The sequence below is a fragment of the Thermostichus sp. OS-CIW-31 genome (genome assembly GCF_054060305.1).
This window is the reverse complement of sequence record NZ_JBSSDA010000011.1, coordinates 74,013-86,765: the sequence shown is the minus strand read 5'-3', so window position 1 is coordinate 86,765 and position 12,753 is coordinate 74,013. Positions and strand designations below refer to the sequence as shown.

The window sequence follows — 12,753 nt, the reverse complement described above, 5'->3', positions numbered from 1 at the left end:
ACTTTTTTAAACTTTAACCCTCTTCCCGAAAATGGCCTTACCGGCGGGGCAGCAACAGTTAAAGACTAGCGTCATAATGGACGTATCTTGCTGGACTGCAGGCAGGGATCCCATGCAAGGAAAACTACAAGAGATCGATATCCGCAGCATCCTTCAGCTCATCGAGCTGGGCCAGCGCACCGGTGAGCTTTTTGTAGAGGCCAGCCCCTCTGTCTACTGGTTTGTCTTCTTCCTGAATGGGCGGATTATCTACGCCTCTGAAACGGAAGGGAACATTGCCCGCCTCAGAGACTATCTGCACCGCTTCAAGCTGGAAGCCGCCCTGGAGGAAATTCAAATTCCCCACAAAGCCGCGGTCAACGCCCCCGAATACAACCGCCTCTGGTCTTTGCTGGAAAGCCACAAGCTCAACCCCAACCAGGGCAAGCAAATCCTGCTGGGCATGGTGCGGGAAGTCCTCTTCGACCTGCTCAGCCTCCACCAGGGTTCCTTCATTTTCGAGGCTGGATCCCCCCTGGCCCCCCAATTGACCACCTTCCCCGTTACCCCCCTGCTCACCGAGATCGTAGCCCAAGTGCAGGAGTGGAAAAAGCTGCACCCCTACATCCAAGCTCCCAACCAAGCTCCCACCATCGTCAACCCCCTGCCGCTCCAGCAAAACCTGCCCGCCCCCGTCTTCAAAGCCCTGAGCGAGTGGTCAGACGGCAAAACCAGCATTCGCCAGATGGGTCGCTACCTGGGTCGAGACACCCTGGCGGTGGCCAAGGCCATCTATCCCTACGTCCGCCAAGGGGCCATTCAACTGTCCGAGCCCGTCTTGATCGCGGAGCCCAAGCCCAGCCGTCCCCTCAAACCCAGCGATAAGCCCAGCCACATCCTTTGCATCGACGACTCCATGGCCATCCAAAAAACCGTAGAGTTCATCCTGCAAAACGAGGGCTACCAGGTTACCACCATCGGCAATCCTCTCAAAGCGCTGGGACAGGTGTTTCTTCTCAACCCCGACATGATTCTCTGCGATGTGGCCATGCCCAAGTTGGATGGGTATGAGCTGTGCGCCATGTTGCGCAAATCCAGCCAGTTCCGCGAAACCCCCATGATCATGCTGACCGGCAAGGATGGCTTCACCGATCGGATTAAGGCCCGCATGGCCGGAGCGAACGAATTTTTGAGCAAACCCTTTGCGGAAAAGGAGTTGTTGACCATTGTCGAATCCTACGTGGGCCCTCCCCCCAAACGGGGCGGTGGCGAATAGGCGTTGGGGTAGCCAAAATGTTGGCACAGAAGACTATAGGCGAAGTACTGGACAGAAGAGTGGCCTCACCGAAACAATAGGGGTAGCATGGCCGGCCCGGAGCCAGGGAGCCAGGTGAGGTTACAAGAGCAAACCTCAGTCAAAGCAGCCCGACGGTTGCGCGGGAGTGCAAAAGGAGCAAGACGGCGATGAGCAAAGTGCTGGTGGTGGATGACAACCGTACCTACCTGGAGACCATTTCCAGCTTGCTTTCCGAGAACGGTTTGGAAGTCTCCACAGCAACAGACGGCGTAGAGGCAATGGAGTGCATTCGCCAGCAGAAGCCTGATGTGGTGGTGCTGGATATTGTCATGCCGCGCATGAACGGCTACGAGGTATGCCGGGAAGTGAAGGGGGATGAAGGTACCAAACACATTCGCATCGTCATGTGTTCCACCAAAGACCAGACCTTTGATATCGAGTGGGCCAGGCGCAACCAGGCGGATGCCTATGTAACCAAGCCCTTTAAGCCCCAAGAGCTCCTGGCGACCATCAAACATCAATTGCGGGAGATGAATCGGAAATGAGTCGCGTTTTGGTGGTGGAAGATAGCCAATCCCAGCGGGAGATGATCAGCAAGCTGCTGCAGGAAAACGGCTTCGAGGTGATGACTGTGGAAGACGGGGTGGAGGCCGTAGAGGCGGTGAAGCAAAACAAACCCGACCTGATCGTGCTGGACATCGTCATGCCGCGCATGAACGGCTATGAGGTGTGCCGTCTTCTCAAGGCCGACCCTCTCACCCAAAAAACGCCCATCGTCATGTGTTCTTCCAAGGGCGAAGAATTTGACCGCTACTGGGGGATCCGCCAGGGAGCGGATGCCTACATTGCCAAGCCTTTCCAGCCCCAGGAACTGGTGGGTACGATTAAGCAATTACTGAGAGGCTGAGAGCTGCCCCTTCTGCTTCCACGCCTTTCGGTAGGTCCTGAGAACGACTCTGCGTTTTAAGCAGGGAGGGGGGCGGGATCAACAGTCCACAAGACTATCCATGCGGGGGAGCATCATGCTGGGGGATCTGGATTTATTGATGGGGGATGAGACCCAAGAGTTGCGGGAGATGGAGGCTCCCGAAGGTGAGCTATTCCTAAAGTTCAAGATTGCCACCGGGGAGGAATTTGCGCTGCCAGCGGTATCGGTTGTGGAGGTGATGAGCATTGGCCCAGAGAAAATCACCCCCATGCCCAATGTGGCCCCAGTTTTGCTGGGCACGCTGAATTTGCGGGGCGAGATCATCTGGGTTGCAGACCTGGGGCAATTTTTGGGGATCAGCCCGCCCCTGAACATCGACCGAGCCGAGATTCCTGTGGTGGCCGTGATGGATCAACAGGATTTGCTCATGGGCTTGGCTGTGGATTTAATTGTAGGCATGGAGTGGCTGAAGACTGAATTGGTGCGGCCTGCCCTCACGGCTCCTGAGTCCATGGCTCCTTTTTTGCGAGGGGAATGGGTGGTGCCCGGAACGGGATCGCGCTTGCCATTGCTGGATCAGTCGGCCATCCTGCGATCCAATCGTTGGGGTTGACAGACGGCCCCCTGGGAGCTCAGCGGGAGGAAAGTGTATAGTTCCTATCAAAGATCCAAGCTAACTCCAGCCACAATGGGGAAAGTTGGACCAAATCTATCCCCTACCGATGCGTGTCGAGGCTGTTGAGGGTAAGCCCTGAGACGGCGGCAGAAAGGCCCACTCTTGCTTGACTGAATGTGGAAAAGGGGGGATAGCCTGCATCCATGGGGTTTTGAGGTGTTGGGGGCGTTCCGTTTGCATCTGTGTTGACGCGTGAACAGAGGTAGGCAAGCAGTGAAGGGAGGATCCATGGTTCCGAGCGCGAACAGTCAGAGAGACTACACCGATGCGATGGCCGCCTTTTGGCAGGGAGACTACGTCCGGGCGGTGCGGTTGTTCAACCAAGTGGCCGCTGCTGAACCGCAAGATACTGCTGTCAAGCTGCTGCTGGCTTTGGCACAAAAACAAGCTGGGCAGTTGTTGGAAGCTCGCCAAACCTACAACACCATTTTACAAACAGCCAGTGATCCCGATGAGCTGGAGTCGGCCCGGAAGGGTCTAGAAGAGCTGTTGCAAATGGCACCGGAGCTGGCGGATCTTCCCGATTCCCCAGAAGCGGACGAGTTTCGCCCTCCAGATGAGTTTGCACCTGGGTCGGATGCCTTTTCGGAAGAGGCTTTCTCTGCTCCCGATCCCTTCTTGCAGTTCGAGGAGATGGGGGAAGAGGAGGCGGATCCCTTTGCTCAGAATCCCTTTCCACTGGAGGCAGACAGCCTTGGCAGCGATTTCATGGGGGAAGAGAGATTCAGGGATCCCTTGGAGACCGGGCTGCAAATGCCGGAGGCTGATCCGCTGGGTTTATCTCACCCGATGCCGACCCATCCTCGGGTAACACCACCGGCCCTCTCGCGACGGGCAGGCTTGGAAGAGGGCGGGCCTCAAACCGATCCGGTGGTCGAAGATGACTTTGCCTTCCTCAACGAGTTCGATCGAGAGCATCTGGAAGCCCTAGAAGGCGACTCCGACTCCATTACGCAGTTGGCCGGCGATGCCGATTTTCCCGATGAGATGGGCTTCTCCCTGCCCGGTCTTGAGGAAGAGGAAGGGGGATCCCTGGAAGAAGGCCTGCCGACCGAATTGGCTGCCCCCATGAGTGAGCCGATCCCCGCTCCCGACGAAGATACTGCCAGTCCCAGCCCTGGTCTTTTCGATCTTGACGAGCTAGACAGCTTGGATGGTGAACTTGCCGGCATGGATGGCGGCGAGCCGGTGGGGGCCTTCCACCCAAACGAGGGGGCGATTGGGGGGATGAGCCCAATGGCGGAGACCGGCAGCGGAGCGGCCCAAGTTCTGCTGCCCACGGCCTCCCTCCCTATTCCCAGTGTAGGTGAACAAGGGGCAAGAACCTCTGCCGGGATCGCCAACCGACCGATTGGGGATCGGCAATTGGCCATAGCGCTTATCCAAGGAGCTGTGAGTTTGGCTGCCGGCTTGGCGATTGGCCTTGGGATCCCGGCCAATGGGGGAGCTCGCTTGATTGCCGGGGTGATTGGAGGCGGGCTGATCGGCACAGGAGCAGGGGTTATCCTCGGGGCCAGCAGTGCCAAACAAATTCGCTCCACCGCCCAAGAGCTGGCCGGCCACTTTGCCGCCTTGGCCCAGGGGAATTATTCAGTACGAGCCACAGCCAACACCCAAGATGAGCTGGGGCGCTTGGCCGACAGCTTTAACCAGATGGCGGCTGCCCTTGAAGCCAACTTCGCCGAACTGAGCCAGCGGGCTGCCGAGCAAGGGCAAGCTAAGGAAGACCTACAGCGCCAGGTGATTCGCCTGCTGGACGACGTGGAAGGGGCTGCCCGTGGAGACCTGACGGTGCGGGCAGAGGTGACTGCCGACGTGCTGGGGGCTGTGGCCGACTCCTTTAACCTGACCATTCGCAGTCTGCGAGACATTGTCAGCCAGGTGAAGCGGGCCGCCGCCGCCGTGAACGATGCCGCCTTGCAGAACGAGGACTTTGCCCGCAGCCTCTCTGCCGACGCCTTGCGCCAGGCGGAGGAGATTTCCAACTCCCTCAACTCCATTCAGGAGATGACGGACTCCATTCAAGAGGTGGCCAGCAACGCCCGCGAAGCGGCCAACGTGACTGCCCAAGCCACAGAAGCAGCCGCTCGGGGTGGAGAAGCTGTGGACCGCACGGTAAGTGGCATCCTGGAAATTCGCGAAACCGTGGCAGAAACCACCCGCAAAGTGAAGCGATTGGCGGAATCCTCGCAGGAAATTTCCAAAATTGTGGCTTTGATCTCTCAAATTGCCTCGCGCACCAACCTGCTTGCCCTCAACGCCAGCATCGAGGCGGCACGAGCCGGGGAATCGGGACGGGGCTTTGCCATCGTGGCCGATGAGGTGCGACAACTGGCCGACCGAGCTGCCAAAGCCTCGAAGGAGATCGAGCAGATCGTGTTGCAGATTCAATCGGAAACCGGCAACGTGATGACGGCTATGGAAGAAGGCACCCAACTGGTGATCGAGGGGACGCGGCGGGCCGAGCAGGCCAAGAACAGCCTGGACGAGATCATCGAGGTCAGTCGCCGGATCGACGAGCTGGTGCGGGCGATCTCTCAGGCCACCGTGCAACAGACGGAAACCTCTCGCTCTGTGGCGCAGGTGATGCAATCGGTGGAGTTGACCGCCAACGAGACCTCTAAGGAGGCGCAGAAGGTGGCAGCTTCGCTCCAACAGTTGGTGAGCATCGCCCGCGAGTTGCAAACTTCTGTCGGTCGCTTCCGGGTTGGGGATGAATGAGCAAATCTGCTGTTTTGAGGGCATTCTAGGGACAAGGATCCCCATGCAGGAGACGTTATCGATCCTTAGCAAATGGCACCGGGATCCCCCTGTTGCAACTGTTGGCCGGACTCTTCGCTCAGGCGAGCCTCACCCTGTCCGGTCTGTTATCACTGAATGAAGACTTGTGGGCTGTAGGAAGGGCCTCCTGCCATGAATGAAGAAGCACAGAAGCGGATCCTCAGTTATTTCATCGAAGAAGCCCGCGACCACTTGGCAACAATTGAACAAGTGCTCCTCAGCTTGCGGGACAGTATGAGCGATCCCGAGCTGATCAACGAGCTGTTCCGAGCCGCTCACTCCATCAAGGGGGGAGCTGCCATGCTGGGCCTCACCAGCATCCAACGGACGGCCCACCGCATGGAAGATTTTTTCAACATCTTTCGCTCCCGTCCAGGCGGAGTGCCTGTCGATCAGCACCTGGAAACCCTGCTGCTGCGGGCTTTTGATGGGCTTTCGATGTTGTTGGAGGAGCTGCAGAGCCCCCGCGGCCTCACCCAAGAAGTCAGCAACACCACCCTGGCGGAACTGGAGCCGGTTTTTCAAGAGACCGAAAGGCACATTCAAAATCTTCTCGGCGAGGGCCCTGTTCCCAGCCTTGCTCCAACTCCCGTCTCGTCGCCGGCGGTTCGCACCCTGCAGCAGGACATGGCGGAGGTGGTGCCGCAGCAGTTGCGCCAGATGCTGGAGCTGTTTAAACAACGGGATCAGCCAGATGTCCGAGAGCGCTTGGCAGCGGCGAATGCCGTTCTCAAGGAGATCGGACAAGTCCATCATCTGGCGGGCTGGCAACAGTTGACGGAAACTTTCGAGCAAGCCCTGGGCAACCCCGATGCCGACCTGCGAACTTTGGCTTTGGTTGCCTTGCGGGATTTGAAGCAGGGACAGCAGCTCATCCTAGACGGCAAGGCCGAACAGGTTGCCCCTTCTTCAGAACTGCAACAATTGGCTCGCCCTGCCGCTCCCCCTGCCCCACCGGATCCTCTTGAGGTGGTGGTGCATCAGCAGATCCCGGCCTTGTTGCGCCAGATGCTGGAGCTGTTCAAACGTCCCGACGACCCAGCCACTCGACCGGCCCTGCAAGCTCTGGCCCAATCTTTGCAGGATTTGGGGCAATCTTCGGCTCTGGAACTGGGAGGCTGGACAGACTTGACCCGCTTGGTGGGCGAGATTTTGGCGGATCCCAGCCAGGATTTGCGGCAGTTGGCCCTGCCGGTGCTGCGAGATCTGAAGCAAGCCCACCAGGCTCTGGCCAATGGAGCGGCAAACACCATTCAGCCCTCGGCTGAGCTGCTGGCTTTCCGCCCTGTTCCGGCAGCCCCTGAAGAGCCAGAAGTCTGCGAGCCCTTCGAGCTTGGTCTGGCTTGGGAGTCTGAGGCAGAGCCGCTGTTCCCCCAACCCGAGGAGGGTGCCTCGGAGGATTGGGCTGTGGCTGCTGGGATCCCTGCGGAGGAAGGCGCTACCCCCGATCTGAGCTGGGAAGCGGTAGCCCTCGCCGAGACATCCTTTCAAGAGGATGAGCCCGGAGCTGCCCTGTCGCCGGAGCAGGAGAGCGCAGAGGCAAGTGGAGATCTGGCGGCGGAACAGCCCTCATCCCTTTGGGAAGTGGGCACTGCTGAGGACTCCGTCCCGCTGGCGGGAACAGATTCAGAGCACCGATCTGCTCCCGCGGAAGAGGGGGATCTGGATCTGAGTTGGCCAGGGATCCGAGCCGAAGCGGCTTGGGAGGAAGACTGGAGGACAGCTGCCGTGCCGGCAGAAAGCCCAGAAGAGGACGGGCAGGGAGCTGACTTGGCCTCTGTTGCGGACGACTTCGGTCGCGTTAGCGGAGCGGAGCTCTATGCCACTCCCTTGGATCTGGAGGAAGAAGCCACCTCAGCCTTTGACGAGCTGTTTGCCAACGCAGAAGCGCTGTCTGATATTGAAGAGTTCCCAACAGAGCTGATCCCCTCCTCTCCTGAGCCCCTCTTGCAGACCTTTGAGGATCTGAGCCCAAGGTTGGATGAGGAGAGAGCTGAGGCCGATCTGGCGGAGCTGTTTGCCGAAGTGGTGGGTGAAGGGGCAGAGGGGTTTGTCTCTGCTGAGCCTGCCTGGGATGCTGAACAGGAGCCGACTGCCCAGAGCGTTGCTGCGGAAATGGGCGAGGGATCCGGCTTTGTCCCAGACGAAGCCGCAAGTGCCGGGGTAGAGGCCCTATTTGAGCTGGAGGAACTTCCCGTAGAGAGTGCTTTCCGGCAGGAAGGGTCTCAGCTTCCGGACTTGGAGGCCGTTCCCGCTGGTGAGCTGGAGGCCGATCCTTGGGCGGCTGAGCCGTCTCCACCCCTTCAGGAAGCCCTTGAGGATGGGGAAATCGCAGCAGACCTTTGGGCTGAATTTCCCGCAGATATCCAGCTAGAGGATTTTTCCATCCCAGCAGATTATCTGGCAGAGTCGGGATCCGACGAGGTGGGATCCTCAGAGTTCGCTGACTCTGCTGCCTTCGATACTGCCGAAGACAGCCTGGAGAGCTTTTTTTCCACCCCTGCGGCAGAAGCCGATCCGGCTTGGTCGATGCCGGAAGCAAGTGAACCTTCCGTATTTTTGGATCCCTCTTTTGGCCCATCCCTGGACATCGCTGAGGCTGATGCTGCCGAAGCTGAGCAACTGGGGGATCTCTTTATCGGCGAACCCTTCCCCACGTCGCCCGACATGGCCAACGAGCCGAGGGAATCGCCAATTCCAGACTTCGGAGCCGAGCTGAGCCTAGGGGATCTCTTCGCCGGCGAGACCCTCGAGGAGGCGTCCGATGGGGACTCCATCCCCCTGACCCAATCAGCAGCTGGGGACACAGCAGAAGCCCAGGAGTGGGCGCTTCTGGAGGATCTGTTCCCGGTCCAGGAGGAGTCTTTCGCAGACCTGCAACCCACGGCTGAGGAGGCAGTCGCCCCTTCCCCCGAGCTCTCCTTCGACCGTCTCGATGCTCTGTTTAGCCAGGAATCCGACCCAGAAGAACTGAGCCTGGGGGCCAGGGGATCCCTCTCGGCCATGGATAGCGACAGCCAGGTGGATCTGGATGAGTTGAGCCAGTTCTTTGCAGAAGGGGAAGCGCCCCAAGAAGAACCCCCCTTGGATCTTGCCACCTTCCTGGAGGACACAGAAGCTTTGCAAGCGAGCAGCCTGGCGGAAGTGCCCGTGTCTGAGCCAGAGCCGCCGGTTGCCGCACTGGAGGAAGAAAATGCCCTCCAGCCTGCGGAGGACGATCTGGAAAGCCAGTTGGCCAGCCTGTTTGCAGAGGATGAATCCTTAGCCGTTCCTGTTGGCGAGGCCGAGACCCCAGAGGAAGAGGCGCTGGAAGCTGCTCCGGCTCCCCGTTTGGACGATTTGGCAGCTCTTTTCGATGCTGCTGAACCGGCGGCGGCTTTTGAGGAGACATTTGCTCCCACCCTAGAGCCTGCTGCTGCAGTGCCGGGCGAGGCTGGAAGCGATTTTGAAGCCCAACTGGAGTCTCTCCTGGGGGATCTCGATCGCGTCAGCGGTGCGGAGCCCTTTGTAGCTCCCAAAGCGCCTGCCGCTGCTCCTACACCTTCACCATCTGTTGCTGCTCCCGCTCCGGCGGTGACTGGGCCAACCTCACGGCGAGCTGCTGCCCTCAGCAACCCCGTGATGCGGGTGGAAGTACGTCACCTCGACTCCATCAACAACCTGGTAGGAGAGTTGGTGGTCATCCGCAACAGCATGGAGCAAAACCAAACCCGTCTGCGCCAGTTTCTGGATGGCCTGTTGGGCCGTGTGCAACAGCTAGGGGATCTGGGCCAGCGCATGCGGGATCAGTATGACCGCTCCTTGCTGGAATCGGCTTTGTTCTCCAGCCGCAGCAGCTCAGCCTATGGCGGCACGGTAACGGTGGGCTTCGGTCGAAATGGGGAGGGATCCAGCCGAGGAAGGCGGAGCCATTCCTCCGGCCAAGAGTTCGACAAGCTGGAGATGGATCAGTTTACGGCCTTCCACGCTCTGGCCCAGGAGATCATTGAGCTCATCGTGCGGGTGCGCGAGTCCTCCTCCGACATCGAGTTTGCCGTGGATGAGGCCGAGCAGATCACCCGCCAATTTCGCCAGGTGACCACCCAACTGCAAGAGGGCCTGAACCGGGCGCGCATGGTGCCCTTCTCGCAAGTTGCCGACCGCTTGCCCCGCGCCATTCGGGATCTCTCCATCAAAACGGGCAAGCAGGCCAGCCTGGTGGTGGAAGGCCGTGACACGCTCATCGACAAGGCCATCCTGGAGGAGCTCTATGACCCCATGACCCACTTGGTGAACAACGCCCTGGTACACGGGATCGAGACCCCTGAGGAGCGGCGGCGGGCGGGCAAGCCCCCTGAGGGCAAGATCACCGTCAAGGCCTTCTATCAGGGCAACCAGACGATCATCATCGTCTCGGACGATGGCGCCGGGATCCCGGTGGAGAAGGTCAAGGCCAAGGCCCAAAGGCTGGGGCTGCTGTCGGAGCAAGCCGACGAGGACGAAGTGTTCAACGTTCTCTTCCACCCCGGCTTCAGCGTTCGCGAGGCCAGCGAGGTGGACGATCTGGCCGGGCGGGGGGTTGGCTTGGATGTGGTGCGCCGCAACATCACCGATCTGCGCGGCAGTATCCAAGTGGATTCTGTGCGGGGCAAAGGAACCACCTTCACCATCCGTCTCCCCCTCACCCTGAGCATCTCCAAGGCCATGGTGTGTGTCAGCGACAAAGCCCTGATCGCCTTCCCCCTGGATGGCGTGGAGGAGATGCTGGATGTTCCTGCCGACGAAGTTCAGCCGGATGAGCAGGGGCGGCCCTCGATTCTCTGGCGGGATCAGCGCCTTCCCTTCCAGCCCCTCTCAAATCTGCTGGCCTACAGCCGCAGCCACAGCCGCAGCCGTTCCGAGGTGTACAGCATCACCCAGGATGAGGGCATTATTCCCATTGTCATCCTGCAAAGTGCCGGCCAGTATGTTGCCCTGCAGGTGGACAGCTTCGTGGAAGAGCAGGAAATCGTGATCAAGCAACTGCGCGGGCCTGTGCCCAAGCCGCCGGGCATTTCTGGGGCAACGGTGTTGGGGAACGGGCGGGTGCTGCCGATTGCCGACATCATCGAGCTGGTGGACATAGCCCACGGTCGCCGTCGGGATCTCAACCGCTTCTGGCTGGATCACCGGGATGAGGAGCCGACCCCGGAAGAGGTGCGTCAGACCACGGTGCTGATCGTGGACGACTCGATCACCGTTCGGGAGCTGCTCTCGATGTCTTTCCAGAAGGTGGGCTACCGGGTGGAACAGGCGCGGGATGGCCAGGATGCCTGGGAAAAGCTGCGCGGCGGCCTGCCCTGCGACCTCATCTTCTGCGACATCGAGATGCCGCGGATGGACGGCCTAGAACTGCTCACCCGCCTGCGGGAAGACAGCAACTTCAAGCATCTTCCGGTTGCCATGCTCACCTCGCGGGGGGCAGAACGGCACCGGCAAACAGCACGGGAGCTGGGAGCAACTGCCTACTTCACCAAGCCCTATCTGGAAGAGGAGCTGCTCAGCGCTGCTGCCCGCATGTTGAGGGGAGAACAGTTGTTGGCGCCCAACCCAACTTCCTAATCGCGACAGCGGTGCGGTTCCCGTTCAGTGTGGCGCAGCAACATAGGGTGCTGTAGGCATGGCACTCTCCCATCAGCGGGTGCCGAACAGGCGATCCCCTGCATCTCCTAGGCCGGGGAGGATGTAGCCGTGCTCGTCTAGGCCATCGTCTACAGCAGCGGTATAGATTGCCACATCTGGGTTCTGTTCGTGGAAATACCGGATCCCTTCTGGGGCGGCCACCAGGCAGATGAAGCGGATCGACTGGGGTCGGGTTTGGCGTAGGCGCGCTACAGCCGCTGCTGCCGAATGGCCGGTGGCCAACATTGGATCCACCACCAGCACCTCACGATCTTCGATATCGGTGGGCACCTTGAAGTAGTACTCGATGGGGATCAGGGTATGGGGATCCCGATATAGGCCGATATGCCCCACCCGTGCTGATGGGATCAGCTCCAGCATGCCGTCGAGGAGCCCTTGGCCGGCCCGCAGGATGGAGACAAGCATCAACTTTTTCTCTGCCGCCAACATCGGCGCCAACATTGGGGCCATCGGGGTTTGAATGGGCTGTAGCTTGAGGGGCAGATCGCGGGTCACCTCGTAGGCCATCAAGAGGCTGATCTCCCGCATCAGCGCTCGGAAGTCGGCGGTTGTAGTTTCAACACGGCGCATGAGGCTGAGCTTGTGCTGCACCAGAGGGTGATCGATGGTAATCACCTGGGCCACCATGCTGTGCTCCTGAGATAATCGGGATCCCGTGATGGATGTCAGAATAGCAGAAGCGCTTGCCCCCCCGGTGGGCCGAAGGCTTTGTCTGCTTGCTGTTGTCAAGGGGAGTAATCCGTGCAGATCCGCTTTGCTGTGGTGAGCGATCCCCACGTCGCCCTCCCTTCCACCCTTTGGGATCACCCCAGCCGATTTCACCTGGTAGAGGTGAGCATCCCGGCTCTGGAACAGGTTTTGCAGCATCTGGTGCAGTTGCCTCTGGATTTTCTGCTGTTGCCGGGGGATCTGACCCAGCATGGGGAGCCGGAAAACCATGCATGGCTGGCAGAGCGGCTGGCTCGACTGCCCTTTCCGGCTTTTGTGGTGCCCGGCAACCACGATGTGCCCCAGCCCGAGGCCAGCGGGCGCTCTATTGGTTTGGCGGATTTTCCCCGCTACTACCGAGCTTTTGGCTATGAGGACGGGCAGTCTTTGGATTACAGCCGGGTTCTGCGGCCAGGGATCCGTTTGATCGGCCTCAATTCCAACCATTTTGATGCTCAGGGTCAATTGGTGGGGTGTCTAACCCCAGAACAACTGACCTGGCTGGAGAAAGAATTGGCGGCAGCCGAGGAAGAGCTGGTGCTGCTGATGGTGCACCATAATGTGGTCGAGCATCTGCGCGGCCAGTCTCTCCATCCCTGGGGGCGTCGCTACATGCTGGAGAATGCCTCTCAGTTGCGGCGGCTGCTGCAAGCTTATGGGGTGCAACTGGTGTTCACCGGACATCTGCACATCCAGCACATCGCCCGACGAGGGGGGGTTTAC

Annotated in this window: 7 protein-coding genes and 1 pseudogene; 7 read left to right on the top strand and 1 reads right to left on the bottom strand. The window is 59.8% G+C overall.

Translation table 11 applies throughout. The features are described 5' to 3' along the window. Nucleotides 1-112 precede the first annotated feature (112 nt). The 6 genes from ACVWY9_RS08305 to ACVWY9_RS08280 all read left to right on the top strand — a co-directional run bounded on the left by ACVWY9_RS08305 (nucleotide 113) and on the right by ACVWY9_RS08280 (nucleotide 11,241). On the top strand, nucleotides 113-1,255 hold the full coding sequence (locus ACVWY9_RS08305; RefSeq protein WP_414350115.1) for a response regulator: 1,143 nt from the start codon (nucleotides 113-115) through the stop codon (nucleotides 1,253-1,255). Nucleotides 1,256-1,443: 188 nt separating this feature from the next. Then, nucleotides 1,444-1,821, top strand: coding sequence for a response regulator (locus ACVWY9_RS08300; RefSeq protein WP_457388042.1), 378 nt, complete (start codon nucleotides 1,444-1,446; stop codon nucleotides 1,819-1,821). Continuing rightward, the gene (locus ACVWY9_RS08295; protein ID WP_011433531.1) at nucleotides 1,818-2,183 is read left to right on the top strand and encodes a response regulator transcription factor; all 366 of its coding nucleotides are present in this window, start codon (nucleotides 1,818-1,820) and stop codon (nucleotides 2,181-2,183) included. Before ACVWY9_RS08300 ends, ACVWY9_RS08295 begins: the two co-directional genes overlap by 4 nt. Nucleotides 2,184-2,298: 115 nt before the next feature. Beyond that, nucleotides 2,299-2,817, top strand: a complete 519-nt coding sequence (locus tag ACVWY9_RS08290; protein WP_011433530.1) for a CheW domain-containing protein — start codon at nucleotides 2,299-2,301, stop codon at nucleotides 2,815-2,817. Nucleotides 2,818-3,108: 291 nt separating this feature from the next. Next, nucleotides 3,109-5,601: a methyl-accepting chemotaxis protein gene (locus tag ACVWY9_RS08285; protein WP_457388041.1), complete on the top strand. Its 2,493-nt coding sequence runs from the start codon at nucleotides 3,109-3,111 to the stop codon at nucleotides 5,599-5,601. Nucleotides 5,602-5,793: 192 nt separating this feature from the next. Then, the gene (locus tag ACVWY9_RS08280; RefSeq protein WP_457388040.1) at nucleotides 5,794-11,241 is read left to right on the top strand and encodes a response regulator; all 5,448 of its coding nucleotides are present in this window, start codon (nucleotides 5,794-5,796) and stop codon (nucleotides 11,239-11,241) included. A 72-nt stretch (nucleotides 11,242-11,313) separates the two neighbouring features. Here the strand turns inward: ACVWY9_RS08280 and upp are convergent, their stop codons facing one another. After that, a complete protein-coding gene (gene upp, locus ACVWY9_RS08275; RefSeq protein WP_457388056.1) occupies nucleotides 11,314-11,949 on the bottom strand; it encodes a uracil phosphoribosyltransferase in 636 nt (211 codons plus the stop codon). 114 nt (nucleotides 11,950-12,063) lie between these two features. Here upp and ACVWY9_RS08270 point away from each other — a divergent pair. After that, nucleotides 12,064-12,717: pseudogene (locus ACVWY9_RS08270) on the top strand (metallophosphoesterase family protein); the annotation flags it as partial. Nucleotides 12,718-12,753: the final 36 nt, after the last annotated feature.

Excerpts from the sequence above, each read along its gene's own strand:
- ACVWY9_RS08305 (WP_414350115.1), top strand. The coding sequence starts at position 113 with ATGCAAGGAAAACTACAAGAGATCGATATCCGCAGCATCCTTCAGCTC.
- ACVWY9_RS08295 (WP_011433531.1), top strand. The coding sequence starts at position 1,818 with ATGAGTCGCGTTTTGGTGGTGGAAGATAGCCAATCCCAGCGGGAGATG.
- ACVWY9_RS08300 (WP_457388042.1), top strand. The coding sequence starts at position 1,444 with ATGAGCAAAGTGCTGGTGGTGGATGACAACCGTACCTACCTGGAGACC.
- ACVWY9_RS08290 (WP_011433530.1), top strand. The coding sequence starts at position 2,299 with ATGCTGGGGGATCTGGATTTATTGATGGGGGATGAGACCCAAGAGTTG.
- upp (WP_457388056.1), bottom strand. The coding sequence starts at position 11,949 with ATGGTGGCCCAGGTGATTACCATCGATCACCCTCTGGTGCAGCACAAG.
- ACVWY9_RS08280 (WP_457388040.1), top strand. The coding sequence starts at position 5,794 with ATGAATGAAGAAGCACAGAAGCGGATCCTCAGTTATTTCATCGAAGAA.
- ACVWY9_RS08285 (WP_457388041.1), top strand. The coding sequence starts at position 3,109 with ATGGTTCCGAGCGCGAACAGTCAGAGAGACTACACCGATGCGATGGCC.